The sequence below is a fragment of the Planotetraspora sp. A-T 1434 genome (genome assembly GCF_025420585.1).
Taxonomy (GTDB): Bacteria; Actinomycetota; Actinomycetes; order Streptosporangiales; family Streptosporangiaceae; genus JAOEGB01.
On record NZ_JAOEGB010000009.1, the window covers coordinates 103,877 to 125,113 of the forward strand.

Genomic DNA, 21,237 nt, shown 5'->3' on the forward strand with positions numbered 1-21,237 from the left:
CATGCCGGAACTGCGACGTTAGCTTACCTGAACGCCGTTCGGTGTAACACGTTCTATCTAGCGTGGTCGGGTGATAGCGCCCGGACATTAGCAGGGCGGTACATTCGCCTCTCACAGACCAAAGTTGGGCACAGCGAGGAGGACCCGTTGGCCAGACGTGCGCTGCTCACCGGCATCACCGGTCAGGACGGCTCCTATCTCGCGGAGCATCTGCTCAGTGAGGGCTACGAGGTCTGGGGGCTCGTCCGCGGCCAGGCCAACCCGAGGGTGCCGCGCGTACGGAAGCTCCTCCAGGACGTCCAGCTCGTGCGGGGCGACCTGCTCGATCAGGGCTCGCTGATCTCGGCCGTCGAGAAGGTGCAGCCGGACGAGGTCTACAACCTGGGCGCCATCTCGTTCGTCCCGATGTCGTGGGAGCAGGCCGAGCTGACGGCCGAGGTCACCGGGATGGGCGTGCTCCGCATGCTGGAGGCGATCCGGGTGTGCTCCGGGATCACGGCCTCGCGGGGGTCGGCGTCCGGACAGATCCGCTTTTATCAGGCTTCGTCCTCTGAGATGTTCGGCCAGGTCAGGGAGACCCCGCAGACCGAGCGGACCCCCTTCCACCCCCGCTCGCCGTACGGCGTGGCCAAGGCGTACGGGCATTTCCTGACGCAGAACTACCGCGAGTCCTACGGGATGTACGCGGTGTCGGGCATCCTGTTCAACCACGAGTCGCCCCGACGGGGAGCGGAGTTCGTCACCCGCAAGGTCACGCTGGGGGTGGCGCGGATCAAGCTCGGTATGGCGACCGAGCTGCGCCTCGGCAATCTGGAGGCCCGCCGGGACTGGGGTTACGCGGGGGACTTCGTCCGGGCCATGCACCTCATGCTGCGCGCCGCCGAGCCGGAGGACTACGTCATCGGCACAGGCCGGACGCAGTCCGTACGGGAGCTGGCCGAAGCCGCCTTCGGTGCGGCGGGTCTGGACTGGGAGCAGTACGTCGTCTGCGACCAGGCGTTGCACCGCCCGGCGGAGGTCGATCTCCTGTGCGCCGACCCGAAGAAGGCACGGACCCAGCTCGGCTGGGAGCCCACGGTGTCGTTCGAGGAACTCGTCGCCATGATGGTGGAGGCCGACCTGCGCCTCCTCGCCGGCGGGGGAGACCCCGACCAGGACTCCTCCTGGCCCTGACCCCACCCCTCCCCTCCCTCCCGCCGTGATCATGCACAGGTTCCTGCGGGGTGCTCCCCACCTGGCCCCCCTCCCGCCGTGATCATGCACGGGTTCCCGCCTAGGGCCTGTCTGAGAATGCCCAGGGCCGTATCGGCGGTGTCTATGAGGGCAATGTGGGACGCGGTCTAGGACACGCCGTCGCTGGCAGCCTCGCTGCGGTGCGGCTCCAGGCGATCGACTGCTTGCTCGCTCCATGCCCGGATGACTGATGCCTGCTCGGGGGTCAGTGAGTCGAGGAAGTGGCGGCGGATGTTGCCGCCGTGCACGAGGATGGCAGTCTGGGCGGCGCGGAGCCCCTCGGCGGTCAGCCCGATCCCCGCGCGGCGACCATCGGCCCCGTACTGGGTGCGCTTGACGAAGCCGCGTTTTTCCATGCGCGTCAGCTGATGTGAGACGCGGCTCTTGTCCCAGTCGAGTGACTCGGAAAGCTCACCGACACGCATCTCGCGGCCAGCGGCCTGCCACAGCGTCACCAGCACGCTGAACTCGGCCTTCGAAATGTCGCAGTCATGCTGTAGACCACGCTCCAGCTCCCTGGTGAGCAGGCGCTGCGCGCGCATCCAGGTATCCCAGAACTCCCACTCCTCCGGTTCCAGCGATCGAGTCTCCGTCATGTCGCCGAGGATACCGCGACCAGCAGAGTTGTCACTTCAACTCCGCCCAATCTAGAGTTGACGTGACAACTCTCTCGGAAGGAAGACCATGCCACTTCGCATCGCAGTCATCCTCGGAAGCACCCGCCCCGGACGCCGCGGCGACAAGATCGCCGCCTGGGCACTGGAGGCCGCCCGTGCCCACGGCGGAGCCGACTACGAACTCATCGACCTCGCCGACCACGACCTCGGCAACCTCGACGAGCCCGGCAACCCGAACTTCCAGCAGTACCAGCACGACCACACCCGCGCCTGGGGCGCACTCATCGACAGCTTCGACGGCTACGTCTTCCTCGTCCCCGAGTACAACCACTCCTTCCCCGGAGCCCTGAAGAACGCCCTGGACTACGTCTACCGGGAATGGAACGACAAGGCCGCCGGGATCATCAGCTACGGCGGCTGGGTCGCCGGGGCCCGGGCCGCCGAAGCGCTGCGGCTCGTCCTCGCCGAACTCCAGGTGGCCACGGTCCGCGCCCAGCCCACCATCTCGACACACCCCTCGTTCCACACCGGCACCTTCGTCCCCCAGGATGGCCTCCACACCGCCGTAGGCGACATGCTCGACCAGCTGATCGCCTGGTCCGGCGCCCTGCGCGGGGTGCGCCAGGCCAAGACGCAGACGCCCACGGCTGCATGAGGCCCAGTTCGTGACCGATCACGTGATACGACGCGGCGAGCTGACGGACGCAGCATGGGAGGCGCTGAAGCCCCCTGCTGCCGGCTACCGATGGACCAGGCCGTCCGTGGCGCGACCACCGGCAAGTAATCAACGGCGTGTTATGGCGGTTGCGAACGGGTGCTCCCTGGCGTGACCTGCCAGAACGCTACGGGCCGTGGCAGACTTTTTATGAGCGGTTCGCCCGTTGGGAGCGGGACGGGACCTGGACCCGCCTCCTCGAGCAGATTCAGGCGCGGGACGACTCCGTCGGAGCGGTGGAATGGACGGTGCCGGTGGACTCCACCATCAACCGCTCCCACCAGCACGCGGCCGGTGCGCGGAAAAGGGGACGGGCGCGAACGGCGTTCACGGCGGAAGTCCGCACAGGTGGGAACGGCCGTCCGGGAACCTGTGCATGATCACGCCGAGAAGGGTGGGGTGTTGATCATCACGCGGAGAGGGTGACGGGGAGGGTCTTGATGCCGTTGATGAAGTTGGACCGCAGCCTGGTGGCGTCGCCGGTCTGGCGGATGCCCGGGAGGCGCTCCGCCAGGACTTCGAAGAGGACCCTCAGCTCTAGCTTGGCCAGGTGGTTGCCCAGGCAGAAGTGGGCGCCGCCGCCGCCGAAGCCGATGTGCGGGTTGGGGTCCCGCCCGATGTCGAAGACGTCCGGCGTGGCGAAGACGTCCGCGTCCCGGTTGGCCGAGGCGTAGAACACGACGACCTTGTCGCCTTCGGCGATCTTCGTGCCCCTGATCGCGGTGTCGGCCGTGGCCGTACGGCGGAAGAGGTTGACGGGCGACACCCATCGGACGATTTCGTCGGCCGCCGTGCGGGCGAGCGCCGGATTCTCGACCAGCCGCGCCCACTGCTCGGGATGCTCGAAGAGGGTGAGCATGCCGCCGGACGCCGCGTTCCTCGTGGTCTCGTTGCCCGCGACGACGAGCAGCAGGACGAACAGGTCGAACTCGTCCTCCGCCAGCACCTCGCCGTTGTCGGCCGGCTGGATGAGCTTGGAGACGATGTCGTCCCTCGGCTGCTCCCTGCGCGCGGCGGCGAGGGCGTTGGCGTACGCGTAGACCTCGGCGGCCGCCACGGCGCCCTCCTCCGGGGTGGTGGCGTAGTCCGGGTCCTCGCTGCCGATCATCCGGTTGGACCACTCGAAGATCTTGTCCCGGTCCTCGACCGGCGCGCCGAGCAGCTCGCAGATCACGTACAGCGGCAGCGGCGCGGAGATGTCCCTGACGAAGTCGACTTCAGCGATCTCAGAAGTCGGCATGAGATCGCGCGACAACGCGGACTTGCGCTGCGCTTCGTCGACGAGCTGGTGGCAGATGTCTCGGATGTGCTCTTCGAGCTGGCCGATCGCGCGGGGTGTGAAGCCGCGGTTGACCAGCGACCGCCGCCGGGTGTGCTCCGGGGGGTCCTGGTTGAGCATCATGAGCCGCTGGAGGTCGCGCTGCTCCTCCGGCATCTCGTTGAACAGCGCGAGCCGCCGCGCTGACGAGAACAGGTCCGAGTGACGGGACACGTGGACGACGTCCTCGTGCTTGGTGATCGCCCAGAAGCCGGGCCAGCCGCGCTCGGCGTCGCCCTCGTGCCAGAAGACCGGGGCGTTGTCCCGGAGCCATCGCAGCTGGTCGTGCGGGACACCTTGGCTGGCGTAATCGTCCTGGTCGACGAGGTCGATGTGCATGGGACCACCTAGTTGCGTTCGGCTGCCGTTGTCGAGGGGCGATTCCGGCCCATGACGGTGAGATATCCGTTTGATCAATCGCTTGTTCGGAGCCTCTTACTGAAACGTGTTCTATTACGGCCTCGTGCGCTCGTCAAGGCTGCCTCCCCGGTAGTGATCCCTGGTAACGATGATGTAACGACACCTGTTTTCAGTAACCGACAGTCGTCATCGCAGGTCATCCGATGTCTTTACGCTTGTGGACTTGACATCACCGCCACCTCCCACGAACCTTCTCTTGGAGAAAACATCGGATGTATAGGGGGACCTTGTGAAGCTGCTTCGGGTTGGATCCAAAGACGCCGAGCGCCCGGCGGTGCTCGACGGCGAGGGTCGCCTGCGCGACCTGACCGGCGTCTTGAACGGAGCGGATCTCGACGGGCGGTTCCTGGCCGGCGATGGGGTGGAACGTGTGCGTGCCGCCCTCGCCGATGACGACCTGCCCGTCCTGGACGCCGAAGGGCTGCGCATCGGGGCGCCCGTCGCGCGCCCGGGAAAGGTCGTGTGCATCGGTCTCAACTACCGCGACCACGCCGCCGAGTCCGGTGCGGCGATCCCGGACGAGCCGGTCGTCTTCATGAAGGCATCCAACACAGTCGTCGGACCTTTTGACGACGTCCTCGTTCCGAGGAAAAGCGAGAAGACCGACTGGGAGGTCGAGCTGGCCGTGGTGATCGGCAAGACAGCCCGCTACCTGGAGTCCCATGAGGACGCGCTGTCGGTGATCGCAGGTTATGCCATCTCCAACGACGTCTCCGAGCGCGAGTTCCAGCTGGAGCGCGGCGGCCAGTGGGACAAGGGCAAGTCGTGCGAGACCTTCAACCCGCTCGGCCCGTGGCTGGTGACGGCCGACGAGGTCCCCCACCCCCAGAGCCTGGGCCTGCGGCTGTGGGTCAACGGCGAGCTCCGCCAGAACGGCGACACCAAGGACATGGTCTTCGAGGTGGCCGAGATCGTCCGCTATCTGAGCTGGTTCATGGTCCTCGACCCGGGAGACGTGATCAACACCGGGACCCCGGCGGGCGTGGCACTCGGCATGCCCAGCCAGCCGTACCTGCGGAAGGGCGACGTGATGGAGATCGAGATCGACGGCCTCGGCCGGCAGCGCCAGACGGTTGGCCAGGCATGACGGCGGAGCAGGTCACGTCGAGAGAGTCCTCCGTGATCACGGCGATGGAGACCTACGACATCCGGTTCCCGACGTCGGTCGAGCTCGACGGCTCCGACGCGATGAACCCGGACCCCGACTACTCGGCGGCCTACCTCGTGCTCCGCGACGGCGAGCACGAGGGCCACGGCTTCGCCTTCACCATCGGCCGGGGCAACGACATCCAGACCGCCGCCATCAAGGCCCTGGAGCCGTACGTCATCGGCAGGTCCACCGACGACATCGGCGCGGTGTACCGCGAGATGGTCTACGACTCCCAGCTCCGCTGGCTCGGCCCGGAGAAGGGCGTCATGCACATGGCGATCTCCGCGGTCGTCAACGCCCTGTGGGACCTCAAGGCCAAGCAGGCGGGCAAGCCGGTCTGGCTCCTTCTGAGCGAGATGTCCCCCGAGGAGATCGTCGACCTCGTCGACTTCCGGTACATCACCGACGCCATCACGCCCGAGGAGGCCCTGGCGATCCTCCGCGCGGCCGAACCCGGCAGGCAGGAGCGGATCGCGCACCTCAAGGAGCACGGCTACCCCGGGTACGCCACGTCGCCCGGCTGGCTCGGCTACAGCGACGACAAGCTGCGCCGCCTGTGCAAGGAGGCCTGCCAGGACGGCTTCACGCAGATCAAGCTGAAGGTGGGCGCCAACCTCGACGACGACATCCGGCGCATGCGGATCGCCCGAGAGGCGTGCGGCGACGACATCCGGATCGCCGTGGACGCCAACCAGCGCTGGGACGTCGGCACGGCCATCGCCTGGGTGAACGCGCTCGCCGAGTTCGACCCGTGGTGGGTGGAGGAGCCCACGAGCCCCGACGACGTGCTCGGCCACGCGACCATCGCGCGGGAGGTCGCCCCCATCAAGGTCGCGACCGGGGAGCACGTGCAGAACCGGGTGATCTTCAAGCAGCTCCTGCAGGCGGGCGCCATCTCCTACCTCCAGCTCGACGCCGCCCGCGTCGCCGGGGTCAACGAGAACATCGCGATCCTGCTGCTCGCGGCCAAGTTCGGCGTGCCGGTCTGCCCGCACGCCGGCGGTGTGGGCCTGTGCGAGCTGGTCCAGCACCTGTCGATGTTCGACTACGTCGCCGTGAGCGCCTCCATGGAGGACAGGGTCATCGAGTACGTCGACCACCTCCACGAGCACTTCGTCGACCCCGTCGTGATCAGCAACGGCGCTTACCGGGCACCGCTCGCCCCCGGCTTCAGCGCCACCATGTACCCCGAGTCCATCGCGGCCTACTCTTACCCCGATGGACCGGTCTGGAGATCCTCATGAGCTGTTCGACCCCCCGAAGCATGCAAGGGATGAGTGACCGATGAGCGCGGAATTCGACGGCCTTGCCGCACTCGTGACCGGCGGCGGCTCCGGAATCGGGCTCGCCACGGCGACCCTGCTCGCCGAGCGCGGCGCCCGCGTCGCCTGCCTCGACATCAACCCGCCCGGCGAGCCGTTCCTCGGTCTCAAGGCCGACGTCAGCGACGACTCCTCGGTCCGTACGGCTGTCGCCGCGGCGGCCGAGCACTTCGGCGGGATCGACATCGTCATCAACAACGCCGGGATCGGAGCCGCCGGGACCGTCGCGGACAACCCCGACGACGAGTGGCTCCGGGTCCTCGACATCAACGTGGTGGGCATGGTCCGCGTGGCCAGGGCGGCCCTGCCGTACCTCCGGCAGTCGCAGCACGCGGCCATCGTCAACACCTGCTCGATCGCCGCGACGGCCGGGCTGCCGAACCGGGCGCTCTACAGCGCATCCAAAGGGGCCGTACTATCGTTGACCCTCGCGATGGCGGCAGATCACGTGCAGGACGGCATCCGGGTCAACTGCGTCAACCCGGGCACGGCGGACACCCCCTGGGTCGGCCGCCTGCTCGACGCCGCGCCCGACCCCGTCGCCGAGCGGGCCGCGCTCGAACAGCGCCAGCCGATGGGCCGGCTCGTGAGCGCGCAGGAGATCGCGCACGCCATCGCGTACCTCGCCAGCCCGCTCGCCTCCGCCACCACCGGTACGGCTCTCGCCGTCGACGGCGGCATGCAGGGCCTGCGGCTGCGGCCCCGCTCGTCCTAGTCGTCCCGGTTTCCCAGCAGAAGGCTCACCCATGCAAAGGATCGCTCTGCGCACCCGCATCAAGGCGGGCAGCGAGGAGGAGTACGAGAAGGTCCACGCGATCATTCCGGCCGACCTGGACGCCGCCCTGAGGGAGGGCGGCGTCCACACCTGGCGGATCTGGCGCGACGGCCTCGACCTCTTCCACTACGTGGAGGTGGAGGACTACGCCCGGCTGCAGGAGTTCCTCCGCGACCACCCCGCTGACCAGGCGTGGCAGGCCCGGATCAACCCCCTCCTCGACGGCGACTTCGACCCCTCCTCCACCGGGCTTCACCAGGTATGGGAGCTCCCGTGAACCTGACCAGGCACGGTTTCGGAGCCGCGCCCATCGGCAACCTGTTCTCGGCCCTGACGGACGAGGAGGCGTTCGCGGCCGTGGACGCCGCCTGGGACACCGGGATCCGGCTCTTCGACACCGCACCTCACTACGGCCTCGGCCTGTCCGAGCGGCGGCTCGGGGCGGCGCTGCGGGAGCGGCCGCGCGAGGAATTCGTGGTGTCGACGAAGGTCGGACGCCTGCTCGTGCCGAGCTCGGCCGGCGGGCGCGACGACCATGCCTTCCGTGACGACCAGGGCTTCGACGTGCCGGCGACCCACAAGCGGGTCTGGGACTTCTCCCGCGACGGCGTCCGCCAGTCGCTGGAGGAGTCCCTGGAGCGCCTCGGCCTCGACACGATCGACATCGCCCTCATCCACGACCCGGACGACCACTGGAAGGAAGCCGTCTCCGAGGCGTACCCGGCGCTGGCCGAGCTCCGCGACCAGGGCGTGGTCAAGGCGATCGGCGCGGGGATGAACCAGTGGCAGATGCTCGCCGGCTTCGTCAGGGAGACGGACATCGACGTCGTTCTGCTGGCCGGGCGCTACACGCTGCTCGACCAGTCGGGCGCGGACGAGCTGCTCCCGCTGTGCGTGGAGCGTGGAGTGTCCGTCCTCGCCGGAGGAGTGTTCAACAGTGGCCTGCTGGCCACCCACGATCCGAGCGGGACGTTCAACTACGCGCCGGCGCCTCCCGAGCTGCTCGAACGGGCCCGGGAGATGGCCAGGGTGTGCGAACGTCACGGCGTCACGCTTCCGCAGGCGGCGATGGCCTTCCCGCTCCGGCATCCGGCGGTGAAGTCGGTCGTCATCGGCATGCGATCGGCAGCCGAGGTCGAGCAGAACATGACCCTGGCCGCCCAGCCCATCCCCGACGCCCTCTGGCCCGATCTCTTCCCCTCGGCGTGATCATGCACGGGTTCCGGATGTGTCCTCTGGCCAGCCGCAACCTTGTGCGTGATCATGCACGCTTTCCTGGATATGCCCTCTGGCCAGCCCCAGCCCTCGTCGTGATCATGCGCAGGCTCCCGGCCGGGCCGTCGACCAGCGCGAACCCCTTACGTGATCTTGCATTGATTCCTCTTTGACCCATCTGACCATGGACATCCCCCATCGTGATCAGGCATGGGGCGTACCGGGAGACTTGACGTGATCGACGCACACCATCATCTGTGGGATCCGTCTCGGCGGAAATATCCGTGGATGTCCGGCGACGCCCTGACGCCGTTGCGGAAGCCGTACACGCTGGAGGACCTTCGGCGGGAGACGGCCGCGGCGGGCGTGAGCGGGACGGTGCTCGTGCAGACCGTCTCCGACTCGGACGAGACGGCCGAGTTTCTCAGCACGGCCGCCGCGTCGGACGGCCTGATCGCCGGAGTAGTCGGCTGGGTGGACCTCACCGCGGCCGACGTGGCCGACCAGGTGGACAAGCTGCGCCACCTGGTGGGCGGCGACCGGCTCGCCGGCTTCCGCCATCAGGTGCAGGATGAGGCCGACGCCGCCTGGATCGCCCGGCCCGACGTCCGCCGGGGGCTGCGCGCGATCTGCGACGCCCGCTTGGCCTACGACCTGCTGGTGCTGCTGCCGCAGCTTCCCGTGGCCCGTGCCGTGGCGCGGGAGACCCCCGACCTGCGGTTCGTGCTCGACCACGCCGCCAAGCCGCCGATCGCCTCCGGGGAGATGGAGCCCTGGGCGAGCGAGATCAAGGAGATCGCCAAGCTGCCCAACGTGGCGTGCAAGCTGTCCGGCCTCGTCACCGAGGCGTCGTGGACGTCATGGGAGACGCCGCAGATCTCGCCATATGCCGCCCATGTTCTGGAGTGCTTCGGCCCTGACCGTGTGATGTTCGGCTCGGACTGGCCGGTCTGCGAACTCGCCGCGTCGTACGGCCAGGTCGTCGAGCTGGCTCGCGAACTCACCGCCGGCCTCTCCGAGCCCGAGCGCGCGCAGGTCTTCGGCTCCACCGCCCAGGAATGGTACGGCCTGCCCCGCACCTGAGGCTGGATCCTCAACCGGGAGAAACATCACGGATCCCCGGGTGCGTGCGGTCCGGGCGGCCCGGCGCGCCAGGAGTGCCGAGGTGTGTCGTGAATGTGAGGCGCCGAGGGCCCTCCCGCACCATCGCGCCCTTGCCCTTTCGAAGGGCCCCCCGCAGCGAGAACGGCACCGTTCAGACGTTGAACGCCGTGCCTCACCATGGCGGAACATGCGCAGCCGTGCAACAAGATCGGGTGCAACCTCCACGAGTGTCCCGCTCCCGATGGTCGTTTGGCCCGTAGCCCGCCCGTGGATTACCCAGCGTCCGGCCTCGGCGATTTTCGTCATGACCGGATCATTGTCCACCGAGACCAGCGACACGTCGTCGCGACCAGCCATTCCGTGGACTAGCCAGCCCGTCCCCACACCGGCGCCGCTGCCCAGTTCCAGTACCCGTCCGCCCGGCGGGACCGCGGCTCCGAGAGTCGCCAGAAGGCGGCCCACGAGAGGCTCGCTGGAGAAAGTGAATCCATGCTCTTCGGCACGGACCAGAGCATCGGCGACGACCGCAGGAAAATCCTCCACGTAGGTCAGCCTAGCCGGAGCCCCCAATTATGGTCCGCACCACGTCCAATATCCCTACAGCGGCAAGGGCAGAAGCCATCAGGTTAAAACAGATAGCGATAAGGCAGCCTTGACCACCGCCCATCCGACCAACGTAGGCCGGCCCCTGAGGTCCGGGCCCGCACCAGATCGGACGGGGTTCGAAAAACAGGAACGCGATGGCTCCGATCTCACCAACCGTGAAAAGCCAAAACCACGCCCAGCGATTGCCCAGGCGGGGCCGCGCTGTCCCGAGCATGATCACGAGCGTGGCTATCCACGCCGCCTTGACCAGCCAGCTCAGCCGGGGAACGGGGACCTGGAACGGCCAATCAAGAAACAGTCCCTTGCCATCGTCATGCCGCGAAACCCTCCGCACGACCGGGCCTGGACCCGCCGCGCTGAGATCGTGCGACAGATCGCGCCTGGTATAGGTCAGGTTCCACAGCTCTTTCGCCTGATACCAGAACAGAGGGCCGCTGGACCAGCGTAAATCGTCCAGGCAATTACCGGTGCCCTTATAGATCACGTACGTGACCTGCCCTGCCCGCAGCGCCGTCTGGAAATCCGCAGCGGAACGCTCCAGGGGAGCCGCGCTTAGAACAGTTATGAGGCCGCCCCATAGCAGCACGACCAGCAGGGCCACACGCACCCACAAGCCGGCGATCCGGTACGGGTCACGCAGGACCAGCGTTTCCTCGTGCGGACGCACGCGTCTCCCCCTGGTGTCGTTCACTTTCTCAAGCCGGAGCCATTCTGCTCCGAACAGGCACAGAATAATATGCGATCGCCGTATTGCGACTCAAAGAGACGGCCCGCTCATCCCACTCCCTACCCCAATGAAAGGCACTCGTCTGCGCGGTTGCGTCACAGGAGTGGTGTAAGAGTTTCCGCAGCTCAGGCGCGTAGCAACGTCCCGACCGGGGCTGAAACGATCTCTTGGCCGTCTACAGGAGCTCTCCGTTCTTCTGTGGAAAACGCCAGTTATCCACAGAACTGGGTTCGGCGGCGGGCGGCTGTGGCCGGGATCGCATCCTGAGGCTCGATTTCCCATCGATTTCCCATCGATTTCCATCGAGTGCGGGAGGAAACAGTGATCCCATTCATCCTGGCCATCAGTCTCGGCGCCGGGGCCGTCGCCGGAGCAGCATTCAACGCGCCTTGGAGAGAGGAGGTGAATCCGGGCCGAACGACACCCGCTTCTGCTCTGCGGAGCAGCTCGGGGCCGAGCAGGTCAGCGCCCGGGGGAGCGCTGCCGAGCAGGTCGGCGCCGGGTGGACCCATGCCGCCGATTGGAGCAGAGCGAGGTTGGGAGGAGCTCGGCTGGGTGTGGTACCGATCGGAACGCCCAGGACGAGGAGAGCCGCATGGGCAGGCCAGAGGTGTGAGGCCACCCAAGGCTCCCACTGAGTGGTGGGTTCGTCCCGGCGGCCCGCCGCCCGACCGGCGAAGCGAGGCGGAGCAGGAGAAACGCTCCGGCAAGACGTCTTCGAGGCATAAGACGACGAAGATCGCGACGGAGAGGACCACGCGGACGACGCGGGGCGAGATCGCGGTCCACGCGGCGGAGAGGTGGCTCGGCCTGCCGTACACCTGGGGTGGCGGCTCGCTGAGCGGGCCGAGCCGGGGGATCGGTAAGGGCGCGGTCCGTGTCGGGTTCGACTGCTCAGGCCTTGCCGTGGCGGCGTGGGCGAGGGCCGGAGTGAAGCTGGCTCACTACACGGGGACGCAGTTCCACCAGGGCCGTCGGGTGTCCCTCCACGGCATACGGCCTGGCGACCTGCTGTTCTTCGGCGGCGGCTCTGGGGCTCCCGCCCACGTGGGGTTGTACGCCAAGGGCGGGATGATGATCCACGCGCCGAAGACGGGAGATGTCGTGCGCAAGGTCGACGTCCTGCACTCGGCCTTCTACCTGCAGACCTTCCGCGGGGCCGTACGGCCCGGCTGACCGCACCCGGTGGCACACCCATTCGGTTGCCCAGGGGGTTCCGCATTGTGGCGCGCAGGGGCATGCGCGGCGGTATGTGGGCGGCACGTGCGGCGGCACACGCGCTGAGGAGGAATCAGAGGGCTTGGCGGAGCCACTCCTCGACGCCGGCGACGTGGACGGTCGCCCAGGCCCTGGCCACCTCGGGCTGGCGGGCGGCGATCGCCTCGTAGATCGCCACATGCTGCTCCCGCGTCTTGCCGAGCGCGCCCTCCTGGGTGAGACCACGCCACACCCGCGCCCTGGTAGTCGGCCCGGACAGGCTCTCTATCAGGGAGCAGAGCACGGCGTTGCCCGAGCCCGCCGCGATCCGCTGGTGGAACTCGAGGTCGTTGGCCACGAGCTGCTCGACACTGGGCTCTGGGGGCAGCGAGTCGAGGATCTTGCGCAGGTTCTCGATGTCGGTGTCGCTCATCTGCGTCGCCGCCATCGCCGTCGCGGCAGGCTCCAGAATCCTTCTCACCTGGAAGAACTGCAGGACCGTGTCGTCCCGGTGGAAATCGACCACGAACGACAACGCGTCCAGAAGGAGGTGCGGCTCCAGGCTGGTGACATAGGTGCCGTCGCCCTGCCGTACGTCAAGGACATTGATCAAAGCGAGCGCTCGGACCGCCTCACGGAGCGAGTTGCGGGACAGGCCCAGCCGCTCCGCCAGATCGGCCTCTTTGGGCAGCCGATCGCCCGGGGCCAGCTCCCCCGAGATGATCATGTCTTTGATTCTGTCGATAGCCGCGTCGGTAACTGCCACGCCATGCACCCCTTGGAGCCCCTGCCGACAGGCGATATGTCACGTTTGCCCGGACTCTTAGACATCCGATGTCTAAGAGTCTATGACGAAGTGCCTCGTCACCCGATCCGACCCGAGCCTATTCCTGCTGTAAGAAGGCAGGTTACGGATTTGGTGGCGCCCACGGGCGCGCACGGGCGCGCACGGGCGCGCACGGCGGGTGTGGTGGGTTGGGGTGGGTTGGGGTGTGGTGGGTCAGACGCGTTCGAGGATTGCGGCGGTTGCCAGGGCTCCTCCGGCGCACATCGAGATGAGGGCGGTGGACGAGTCCGACCGCTCCAGTTCGTGCAGTGCCGTCGTGATCAGGCGCGAGCCGGTCGCCCCGACCGGGTGGCCAAGCGCGATGGCTCCGCCGTTCATGTTCACCCGGTCCATGTCCGGCTGGTGGGCCGACGCCCACGAGAGCACGACGGCCGCGAACGCCTCGTTCACCTCGAAGAGGTCGAGGTCGCCGATCGCCATCCCGGTCCGTGCGAGCACCTTCGCCGTCGCGTCCACCGGGCCGTCGAGGTGGTAGTACGGCTCGGCGCCGACAAGCGCTTGGGCGAGGATCCTGGCACGGGGACGTAATCCGTGCTGAGCGGCTGCCTCCTCGCTCATCAGCAGCACCGCCGCGGCGCCGTCCGAGATCTGCGACGAGGTGCCCGCCGTGTGCAGGCCATTCTCGCCCAGCACCGGCTTGAGCCTGGCGAGCCCCTCGGCCGTCGTCTCGCGCAGCCCCTGGTCCTTGGTCACCATGCGGCGCTCGCCTGTCGGTGTGCCGTCCTCCCCGAGCACGGGAGCGACCACGGGCAGGATCTCGCGTTCGAACCGGCCGTCGGCCCACGCCTTGGCCGCGAGCTGCTGCGAGCGGGCGCCGAAGGCGTCGAGCTGCTGACGCGTGGTGCCGCGACGGCCCGCGATCCGCTCCGCGGCGGTGAACTGGTCCGGCAGGTCGACCGACCAGTCGTCGGGCTGGGGCCTGGCGGGGAGGACGTTGCTGCCCAGCGGCTGGCGGCTCATCACCTCGACACCGCACGCGATGCCCACGTCGATGACGCCCGCCTGGATCAGCGCCGCGACCAGGTGTACGGCCTGCTGCGACGATCCGCACTGCGCGTCGATCGTCGTCACGCCCGTCTGGTACGGCAGGCCCGCGTACAGCCAGGCGTACCGGCCCACGTGACCGCCCTGCTCTCCGGCCTGGGTGACGCAGCCGGCGAACACCTGTCCCACGGTCGAGGGGTCAATGCCGGATTTGTTCACCAAGCCCTTCAGGGTGGCGCCCAGCAGGGCCCGCGGTTTGACGCCCGACAGCCAGCCGCCCTTCTTTCCGATCGGAGTGCGTACCGCTTCGACGATGACCGGCGTGCCCACGGGGACCTCCTGCGCTCAGAACCTTGTTCTGGTTCAGAATGTAACCCGTTCTACTTTCGACTGGAAGAAGCCAGGTCCAGCGGGGGGGGGGGACGTCGTTCCGCCGGCGAGAAACTCGACGCCCGGAGTCAGAAGTCGGCGAGGAGGCGTGCGGCGGCGATCTCGATGCGCCGCTGGATCTGGTCGTAGGTCCGGCGGCCACGCAGCATCTCCAGCAGCTCGTGGACCCAGACGCTGGAGAGGGATCCGGCAAGGGCGAACTGCTCCTCGGAGGCGTCCTCCTCGGTGAGGCCCTCTCCGGCGACCCGCAGGAGGAGCCCGGCCATCCGGTCGCCGAACGGCGTCTCCACCTCCGCCAGGATCAGCGAGCGGATGAGGGCGTCGGCGAGTTCCGGCTCACGCATGAGGCCGCGAGTCGCCCGCATGAGGACGTCGACGCCCCGCCCGGCGGCCGTGGACGCGCTCGGCGGCCGTCGCTCGATGCTCGACTCGAGCAGATCGATCTCCTCGCCTACCACCGCCACGACGAGATCCATCTTCGACGGGAAGTAGCGGTAGAGCGTGCCAAGAGCGACGCCCGCGCGCTCGGCCACCGTGCGCATCTGCATGGCCTCGACGCCGCCCCGAGAGGCGAGCGCGGCCGCCGCCTGGACGATGCGCTTGCGCCGCTGATGCTGACTCCGGGTCCGGACGCCGGGGGCGGCAGCGGTAGAGATCGGATGGCTTTCCACGCTGGGCGCTCCCTCCGGAGGTGGCGTGAGGGCATCAGTGGCGGCATCCGAGACGGCATGCGGGGTACGCATAGGAACACGTTATCTGATTTCCTCGTGTCCGGCTGGGTTACTCACCAGTCACAAAGAACCGCGTCCATCCATGACTTTCGTGTTTCATCTACGTGTCATGGATGGTTCAAGAAGTTACCCCCTAGACAGAGATTAGAATCCGTTCTAGTTTGCGGTTCTGTCGACATTCGCGAGGAGGCGGGATTGGGAGAGGCGAGCGAGTCCTCACACTCTCCGATGACGCCCGCCGCCGCAGAGGCGGCGGAGACGCTCGCGGGGTCAGCCGCGGGGTCAGCCGCGGGGTCAGCCGCGAAGTCAGCCGCGGAGACCGTCGGGGAGACAGCTGCGGAGACACTGGCGGCGCTGATCGAGCGGCGCGGCGCGGACGACCGCCCCGGGCTGCTGTTCGAGGACCGCGTCTGGACGTGGCGGGAGTACGTCGCGGAGTGCCGCTCGCGGGGCGCCTGGATGGCCGGCCGCGCGGCGGAGCTGGGCAAGGACGCGCTCCACGTCGGGGTGCTCCTCGACAACGTCCCGGAGCTCGTCTTCCTGCTGGGGGCGGCCGCTCTGTCGGGCAACGTCCTCGTCGCCCTCAACACCACGCGGGCCGCGTCCGAGCTGGCGCGGGACGCGCGGGCCACCGACGTCGACCTCCTCGTCGCCGAGGGCTCCTACGTCACCCTCGCGGACGAGATGGCGGCCGAGCTTCACATCCCCGTCATTTCAGCCGATGCCGTATGGCCCGGCAGGGCGTACACAGGTCCAGGGGCTGATGCCGTCCGGGGGGACGCGCTGACGATGCTGATCTTCACGTCGGGGACGTCGGGGAGGCCGCGGGCGGTCAGGGTCACCCAGCGGAAGATCGCGGTGCCGGGTATGAGCCTGGCCGCCCTGCTCACGCCCGAGGACGTCGTCTACTGCTCCATGCCCCTCTTCCACTCGGGCGCGATCATGGCGGCGTACGCTCCGGCCGTCGCGTCGGGGGCCGCTCTGGTGCTGCGGCGCAGGTTCTCGGCCAGCGGCCTCATGCCGGACGTCAGGAAGTACGGCTGCACTTACCTCCACTACGTCGGTAAGGCCCTGTCCTATGTGCTGGCCACCCCCGAGCGCCCGGACGACCGAGACAACACGCTGAAAATCGCCTTCGGCAATGAGGGCAGCGCGATCGCCACCAGGCGCTTCGGGGAGCGCTTCGGGTGTCACGTGATCGACGCGTTCGGCTCCACGGAGACCGCGATCTCGATCTCGCCGGACCCCGCCGGGCCGCCGGGATGCCTGGGACGCCTGCCCGGCGGCGTCGAGATCCGCGACCCGCTGACCGGCAGGCCGTGCCCGCCGGCGGTCATCGAGGGCGGACGGCTCCGCAACGCCGGGGAGGCGATCGGCGAGCTGGTCAACACGGCCGGGCCCGGCCTGTTCGACGGCTACTACAACGACCCCGAGGCCGACGTCGAGCGGGTCCGCGACGGCGCCTTCTGGAGCGGCGACCTCGCGTACGCCGACAAGGAGGGATACGTCTTCTTCGCCGGGCGGGGCACCGAGCGGCTCCGCGTCGACGGGGAGAACCTCGCCGTCGCCCCCATCGAGGGTGTGATCAGGGAGTTCCCCGGTGTCGTGGAGGCCGCCGTCTATCCCGTGCCGGACGCGGCGGCGGGAGACCAGGTCATGGCCGCGCTCGTCCTCACACGCGAGCGGGGCACGCCGGAGCGAGACATGCCGGAGGGAGACGCGGTGGCGGGAGACACGCCCGAGCGAGATACGCCCGAGCGAGATACGCCCGAGCGAGATACGCCCGAGCAAGACACGCCGGAGCGGGATGACTTCGACATCGCGTCGTTCTCCGCTTTCCTCGCACGCCGCGATGACCTTGGCGCGAAAGCCGTACCTCGATATATCCGGATCAGCACCGCACTTCCGCAGACGCCGTCCAACAAGGTCATCAAGCGCCGCCTCGCCTCCGAAGGATGGCGGGTCGGCGACCCCGTCTGGTGGCGGCCGCCCCGTGAGGACGGCTGGCGGCGGCTCACCCCGGAGGACACCACGGAGATCGCCAACGAGTTCGCCCGGCACGGCCGGCAACACCTTCTGGAGAGCTAGTGGACTTCAATCTGGACGAGACCCAGGCAGAGCTGCGCACGCTGGCATCCGGCGTGCTCGCCCGCGAGGCCACCCAGGCCAGGATCGACGCGCACGAGAAGAGCGGCCAGCCGTACGACACCGGGACCTGGAAGGCGCTGGCCCAGGCGGGGCTGCTCGGCGTGTGCCTCCCCGAGGAGGCGGGCGGCGCGGGGCTGGGCGCGGTCGAGATGGCGGTGATCCTGCGGGAGGTGGGCGCGCACGTCGCGCCGGTCCCCGTGCTGTCCAGCCTGGTCGCCGCGCTCACCATCGCGCAGTACGGCACGGCGGCCCAGAGGGAGGCGCTCGCGCCGCTGGCCGAAGGGGAGATCGTGCTCACGTTCGCCCTCCGGGAGCCGGGCGCGGATCTCGCCGAGCCTCCCACGGCCACGGCGGCGGACGGCAGGATCACGGGCCGCAAGAGCATGGTGTCCTATGCCGCCGAGGCGGCGAAGATCCTCGTTCCGGCCCAGGTCGAGGGAGCCGGGATCGGGCTCTTCCTGGTCGAGCCGGGGGCGGTGGCAGTGCGGGACACGCCGCTCTCGACGGGAGAGCCGGGCGCGGTGATCACCCTGGACGACGCCCCCGGCGAGCTCGTCGGCCGGCCGGACGGACGGGCGTGGGAGTCGCTGCGGCTCCACGCGCTCGCGGGGATCACCGCCACCGCCTCGGGAGTCCTCGCGGGAGCGCTCAAGCTGACCACCGACTACATCCGGACCCGCAAACAGTTCGACCGGGCGCTGGCCGAGTTCCAGGCCGTGACCATGCAGATCGCCGACGTGTACATCGCGGGGAGGGCGCTCGACGTGGCCGTGTGGTCGGGCGCGTGGCGGCTGGCCGAGGGGCTGCCCGCGGAGGAGGACTTGGCGATCGCCGCCTACAACACCGCCGACGCCGCGCTGCGGGCGCTCTACACCTGCCAGCACCTGCACGGCGGCATCGGCCTCGACGTGACCTACCCGCTGCACCGCTACTTCGCCTGGGGCAAGCACGCCGCCCACCTGCTGGGCGGCGCGGAGGCCCAGCTCGACCTGATCGGAGCGCTGGTCTGATGTTCATCGAACTGACACGGGAGCAGCGACGGCTCCGCGACGAGCTGCGTGACTACTTCGCCGGCTGCCTGAGCGACGAAGATCGCGCGAAGATCGCCCAGGACCCGTTCGGGCACGCCTACATGGAGCACTGCCGCAGGCTCGGCCGGGACGGCAAGCTCGGCCTCGGCTGGCCGAAGGAGTACGGCGGGGGCGGGTACGGCCCGCTGGAGCAGCAGATCTTCGCCAACGAGATCGCCAGAGCCGAGGTGCCCTACCCGATCATCACGCTGCAGACCGTGGGCCCCACCCTGATGCAGTACGGCACGGCCGAGCAGAAGGAGTTCTTCCTGCCGCGCATCCTCGCGGGGGAGTGCCACTTCGCGATCGGCTACAGCGAGCCGGAGGCGGGCACGGACCTGGCCTCGCTCCGGACGACGGCCGTCAGGGACGGCGACCACTACGTCGTCAACGGCCAGAAGATCTTCACATCCGGGGCGCACTACGCGCAGTACATCTGGCTGGCCGCCCGCACCGATCCGCAGGCGAAGAAGCACCGCGGGATCACCATGATGATCGTGAACTGCGACGATCCCGGCTACTCCTGGACGCCCATCATCACGATGGACGGCCGGCACCACACCAACTCGACCTACTACTCCGACGTCCGCATCCCGGTGGACATGGTCGTCGGTGAGGTGAACAAGGGCTGGGACCTCATCGTCAACCAGCTCAACCACGAGCGGGTGACCCTCGGCCCGGCGGGCAACATCGCGCACACCTACCTGCGGTTCGTCCGGTGGGCCAAGGACAAGCCCGGCAGGAACGGCAGGCCGCTCTACGACGAGCCGGCCGTACGGCGGGCGATCGCCCGGGTTTACGCGTACTTCCGGACGAACGAGCTGCTCAACTGGCAGGTCGCCGCGAACATGGATCTCGGCTGGCTGGGGGCCCCCGACGCCTCGGCCACCAAGATCTACGGCTCTGAGCGGATGCAGGACGTCGGCCGGATCGTCGGCGACACGCTGGCCCGGTTCGGAGATCCTGGCGACGAGGAGACCCGTGACCTCATCGACCGTGTCGACCACGGCGTCAAGGGCGCGATCGTGCTGACCTTCGGCGGAGGCGTCAACGAGGTGCAGCGGGAGCTCATCGCCATGCTGGGCCTCCAGCTCCCCAAGCCGCCGAGATGAGCCCTGGAGCCGGGATGAGCCGTGGAGCCGGGATGAGCCGTGGAAAGGGGAGCGAGACGGTGACGGCGGAGTCGGATGTGCGCGATCAGCTCATGGCGGTGGCGGAGAAAGCCATCGAGGCGGGAGAGGGCCCTCGGCTGGCCACGCCGTACCCGGTGAACGCGACCATGATCCGGCACTGGACCGAGGCGATGGGAGATCGCAATCCCCGCTACACCGGTCCGGACGCCGTCGCACCGCCGGCGATGATCCAGGTCTGGTCGATGCAGGGGCTCGACCGCGACGCGGCCAGGCAGACGAGGGTGCCGCTGGACGACGTGCTCGACGCCCTCACCGAGGCCGGGTACACGGGGGTGGTCGCCACCAACTGCGAGCACACGTATCACCGGTACGTGCGGCCCGGAGAGGAGCTGACCGTCGGCACGCGGATGGCCGACCTGGCCGGTCCCAAGCAGACCGCGCTCGGCGAGGGCTACTTCGTCACGTGGAACGTCACCTGGTACTCCCGCGACGAGCCGGTGGCGGAGATGCTGTTCCGGCTCCTCAAGTTCCGTCCTCGGCGTAAGCCGGCGGCGCGCGAGCCGTACCCGCTGAAACCGGCCGTCAACAGGGACACCGAGTTCTTCTGGGAGGGGGTGGCCAGGGGGGAGCTTCGCATTCAGAAATGCCGTGGCTGCGGCGAACTGCGGCATCCCCCTGGGCCGATCTGCCCCTCGTGCCGTTCGACCGACCGGACCTACGCCGTGGCGAGCGGTGTGGGCACGGTCTACAGCTACGTGGTCCACCACCATCCGCCGGTGCCGGGACGGGAGACGCCTTTCGTGGTCGCTGTGGTCGAACTGCCGGAAGGAGTGCGGATTGTAGGCAACGTCGTGGACTGTCCCCCTTCGGAGGTGGGTATCGGTATGCCGGTGTGGGTGACCTACCGCGAGATGGACGACGAGCTGACCTTGCCGATGTGGGGGCCGATTCAGGCGCCGATTCAGGGGCCGGTTCAGGCGACGATACGGGTTCCGAGGGAGTCGTGATGCAGAGCCGCACGTCGACGGAGGAGCAGGTCGTAGCCGGAAAGACGCTGCCGCCGCTCACGATCGAGCTCACCCCCACGGTGATCGTCTCGACCGCGATCGCGACCAGGGACTTCACGCCGGTTCACCATGACACCGAGGGCGCCCGGGCACAGGGGTCGAAGGACATCTTCCTCAACATCCTCACGACGATGGGGCTGGTCGAGCGGTACGTCACCGACTGGGCCGGTCCCGGCGCCCTGCTCCACGGCATCAAGGTCAAGCTCGGCGTGCCGGCGTACGCGGGCGACACCCTCACCTTCTCCGGCACGGTGGCCGGGGTGGCGGACGGCGAGATCACGATCGAGGTGATCGGCATGGTCAGCCTCGGCCCCCACGCCACCGCCACCGTCCGCCTCACCCGCGCGTGATCATGCACAAGTTCCCGTGAGAGGCCGCGACCTCCGGGTCCCCTTTGGTGATCATGCACAAGTTCCCGCGCAGCGGCTCCGGCCTCCCGGATGCCGTTTCGTGATCATGCAGGAGGTC

At 68.5% G+C, this 21,237-nt stretch carries 20 protein-coding genes and 1 pseudogene; 15 read left to right on the plus strand and 6 right to left on the minus strand.

The genetic code is table 11. The features are described from left to right. Nucleotides 1-147 precede the first annotated feature (147 nt). Nucleotides 148-1,173: a GDP-mannose 4,6-dehydratase gene (locus N5079_RS13895; protein WP_261584079.1), complete on the plus strand. Its 1,026-nt coding sequence runs from the start codon at nt 148-150 to the stop codon at nt 1,171-1,173. Nucleotides 1,174-1,340: 167 nt separating this feature from the next. Here the strand turns inward: N5079_RS13895 and N5079_RS13900 are convergent, their stop codons facing one another. After that, nucleotides 1,341-1,829: a MarR family winged helix-turn-helix transcriptional regulator gene (locus N5079_RS13900; RefSeq protein ID WP_261584080.1), complete on the minus strand. Its 489-nt coding sequence runs from the start codon at nt 1,827-1,829 to the stop codon at nt 1,341-1,343. Between the two features lie 88 nt (nt 1,830-1,917). Between N5079_RS13900 and N5079_RS13905 the strand changes: the two genes are divergently transcribed. Further along, complete coding sequence (locus N5079_RS13905; protein ID WP_261584081.1) at nt 1,918-2,505, plus strand: NADPH-dependent FMN reductase; 588 nt, start codon at nt 1,918-1,920, stop codon at nt 2,503-2,505. Between the two features lie 10 nt (nt 2,506-2,515). Beyond that, nucleotides 2,516-2,930, plus strand: a pseudogene (locus tag N5079_RS13910) (IS5 family transposase); the annotation flags it as partial. Nucleotides 2,931-2,974: 44 nt separating this feature from the next. Here the strand turns inward: N5079_RS13910 and N5079_RS13915 are convergent. Next, nucleotides 2,975-4,222 (minus strand): cytochrome P450, encoded by a 1,248-nt coding sequence (locus tag N5079_RS13915; RefSeq protein WP_261584082.1) that lies wholly within the window; start codon nt 4,220-4,222, stop codon nt 2,975-2,977. 310 nt (nt 4,223-4,532) lie between these two features. Here N5079_RS13915 and N5079_RS13920 point away from each other — a divergent pair, with 310 nt between their 5' ends. The 6 genes from N5079_RS13920 (at nt 4,533) to N5079_RS13945 (ending at nt 9,848) form a co-directional block, all read left to right on the plus strand. Then, on the plus strand, nt 4,533-5,390 hold the full coding sequence (locus N5079_RS13920; protein ID WP_261584083.1) for a fumarylacetoacetate hydrolase family protein: 858 nt from the start codon (nt 4,533-4,535) through the stop codon (nt 5,388-5,390). Further along, complete coding sequence (locus tag N5079_RS13925; protein WP_261584084.1) at nt 5,387-6,697, plus strand: L-fuconate dehydratase; 1,311 nt, start codon at nt 5,387-5,389, stop codon at nt 6,695-6,697. The genes N5079_RS13920 and N5079_RS13925 overlap by 4 nt, the downstream gene beginning before the upstream one ends. A 40-nt stretch (nt 6,698-6,737) precedes the next feature. After that, entirely contained in the window at nt 6,738-7,490 is a 753-nt protein-coding gene (locus N5079_RS13930; RefSeq protein WP_261584085.1) for an SDR family NAD(P)-dependent oxidoreductase, read from the plus strand. Between the two features lie 31 nt (nt 7,491-7,521). After that, nucleotides 7,522-7,827 carry an L-rhamnose mutarotase gene (locus N5079_RS13935; protein WP_261584086.1) on the plus strand — a complete coding sequence of 102 codons (306 nt, stop codon included), beginning with the start codon at nt 7,522-7,524 and terminating at the stop codon, nt 7,825-7,827. After that, the gene (locus tag N5079_RS13940; RefSeq protein ID WP_261584087.1) at nt 7,824-8,759 is read left to right on the plus strand and encodes an aldo/keto reductase; all 936 of its coding nucleotides are present in this window, start codon (nt 7,824-7,826) and stop codon (nt 8,757-8,759) included. The genes N5079_RS13935 and N5079_RS13940 overlap by 4 nt, the downstream gene beginning before the upstream one ends. Nucleotides 8,760-8,999: 240 nt before the next feature. Further along, nucleotides 9,000-9,848 carry an amidohydrolase family protein gene (locus N5079_RS13945; protein WP_261584088.1) on the plus strand — a complete coding sequence of 283 codons (849 nt, stop codon included), beginning with the start codon at nt 9,000-9,002 and terminating at the stop codon, nt 9,846-9,848. Nucleotides 9,849-10,422: 574 nt separating this feature from the next. Here the strand turns inward: N5079_RS13945 and N5079_RS13950 are convergent. Then, complete coding sequence (locus N5079_RS13950; protein ID WP_261584089.1) at nt 10,423-11,142, minus strand: hypothetical protein; 720 nt, start codon at nt 11,140-11,142, stop codon at nt 10,423-10,425. 672 nt (nt 11,143-11,814) lie between these two features. Between N5079_RS13950 and N5079_RS13955 the strand changes: the two genes are divergently transcribed. Next, nucleotides 11,815-12,378, plus strand: a complete 564-nt coding sequence (locus tag N5079_RS13955) for a C40 family peptidase (RefSeq protein WP_261584090.1) — start codon at nt 11,815-11,817, stop codon at nt 12,376-12,378. Nucleotides 12,379-12,493: 115 nt separating this feature from the next. Here the strand turns inward: N5079_RS13955 and N5079_RS13960 are convergent, their stop codons facing one another. The 3 genes from N5079_RS13960 to N5079_RS13970 form a co-directional block, all read right to left on the minus strand. Next, on the minus strand, nt 12,494-13,174 hold the full coding sequence (locus tag N5079_RS13960; RefSeq protein WP_315967830.1) for a FadR/GntR family transcriptional regulator: 681 nt from the start codon (nt 13,172-13,174) through the stop codon (nt 12,494-12,496). Between the two features lie 225 nt (nt 13,175-13,399). Further along, nucleotides 13,400-14,560, minus strand: a complete 1,161-nt coding sequence (locus N5079_RS13965; RefSeq protein WP_261584092.1) for a steroid 3-ketoacyl-CoA thiolase — start codon at nt 14,558-14,560, stop codon at nt 13,400-13,402. A gap of 128 nt (nt 14,561-14,688) precedes the next feature. Continuing rightward, the gene (locus tag N5079_RS13970; RefSeq protein ID WP_261584093.1) at nt 14,689-15,291 is read right to left on the minus strand and encodes a TetR family transcriptional regulator; all 603 of its coding nucleotides are present in this window, start codon (nt 15,289-15,291) and stop codon (nt 14,689-14,691) included. A 255-nt stretch (nt 15,292-15,546) separates the two neighbouring features. Between N5079_RS13970 and N5079_RS13975 the strand changes: the two genes are divergently transcribed. The 5 genes from N5079_RS13975 to N5079_RS13995 are packed head-to-tail and all read left to right on the plus strand — an operon-like array spanning nt 15,547 to nt 21,119. Continuing rightward, the gene (locus N5079_RS13975) at nt 15,547-17,439 is read left to right on the plus strand and encodes an AMP-binding protein (protein ID WP_261584095.1); all 1,893 of its coding nucleotides are present in this window, start codon (nt 15,547-15,549) and stop codon (nt 17,437-17,439) included. After that, complete coding sequence (locus N5079_RS13980) at nt 17,439-18,509, plus strand: acyl-CoA dehydrogenase family protein (protein WP_261584096.1); 1,071 nt, start codon at nt 17,439-17,441, stop codon at nt 18,507-18,509. Before N5079_RS13975 ends, N5079_RS13980 begins: the two co-directional genes overlap by 1 nt. Then, the gene (locus tag N5079_RS13985; RefSeq protein WP_261584097.1) at nt 18,509-19,681 is read left to right on the plus strand and encodes an acyl-CoA dehydrogenase family protein; all 1,173 of its coding nucleotides are present in this window, start codon (nt 18,509-18,511) and stop codon (nt 19,679-19,681) included. The genes N5079_RS13980 and N5079_RS13985 overlap by 1 nt, the downstream gene beginning before the upstream one ends. Nucleotides 19,682-19,713: 32 nt before the next feature. Then, nucleotides 19,714-20,709: a bifunctional MaoC family dehydratase N-terminal/OB-fold nucleic acid binding domain-containing protein gene (locus tag N5079_RS13990; RefSeq protein WP_261584099.1), complete on the plus strand. Its 996-nt coding sequence runs from the start codon at nt 19,714-19,716 to the stop codon at nt 20,707-20,709. Continuing rightward, nucleotides 20,709-21,119: a MaoC family dehydratase gene (locus N5079_RS13995; RefSeq protein WP_261584100.1), complete on the plus strand. Its 411-nt coding sequence runs from the start codon at nt 20,709-20,711 to the stop codon at nt 21,117-21,119. Before N5079_RS13990 ends, N5079_RS13995 begins: the two co-directional genes overlap by 1 nt. Nucleotides 21,120-21,237: the final 118 nt, after the last annotated feature.

Excerpts from the sequence above, each read along its gene's own strand:
- N5079_RS13935 (WP_261584086.1), top strand. The coding sequence starts at position 7,522 with ATGCAAAGGATCGCTCTGCGCACCCGCATCAAGGCGGGCAGCGAGGAG.
- N5079_RS13995 (WP_261584100.1), top strand. The coding sequence starts at position 20,709 with ATGCAGAGCCGCACGTCGACGGAGGAGCAGGTCGTAGCCGGAAAGACG.
- N5079_RS13990 (WP_261584099.1), top strand. The coding sequence starts at position 19,714 with ATGAGCCGTGGAAAGGGGAGCGAGACGGTGACGGCGGAGTCGGATGTG.
- N5079_RS13905 (WP_261584081.1), top strand. The coding sequence starts at position 1,918 with ATGCCACTTCGCATCGCAGTCATCCTCGGAAGCACCCGCCCCGGACGC.
- N5079_RS13925 (WP_261584084.1), top strand. The coding sequence starts at position 5,387 with ATGACGGCGGAGCAGGTCACGTCGAGAGAGTCCTCCGTGATCACGGCG.
- N5079_RS13900 (WP_261584080.1), bottom strand. The coding sequence starts at position 1,829 with ATGACGGAGACTCGATCGCTGGAACCGGAGGAGTGGGAGTTCTGGGAT.
- N5079_RS13985 (WP_261584097.1), top strand. The coding sequence starts at position 18,509 with ATGTTCATCGAACTGACACGGGAGCAGCGACGGCTCCGCGACGAGCTG.
- N5079_RS13915 (WP_261584082.1), bottom strand. The coding sequence starts at position 4,222 with ATGCACATCGACCTCGTCGACCAGGACGATTACGCCAGCCAAGGTGTC.
- N5079_RS13930 (WP_261584085.1), top strand. The coding sequence starts at position 6,738 with ATGAGCGCGGAATTCGACGGCCTTGCCGCACTCGTGACCGGCGGCGGC.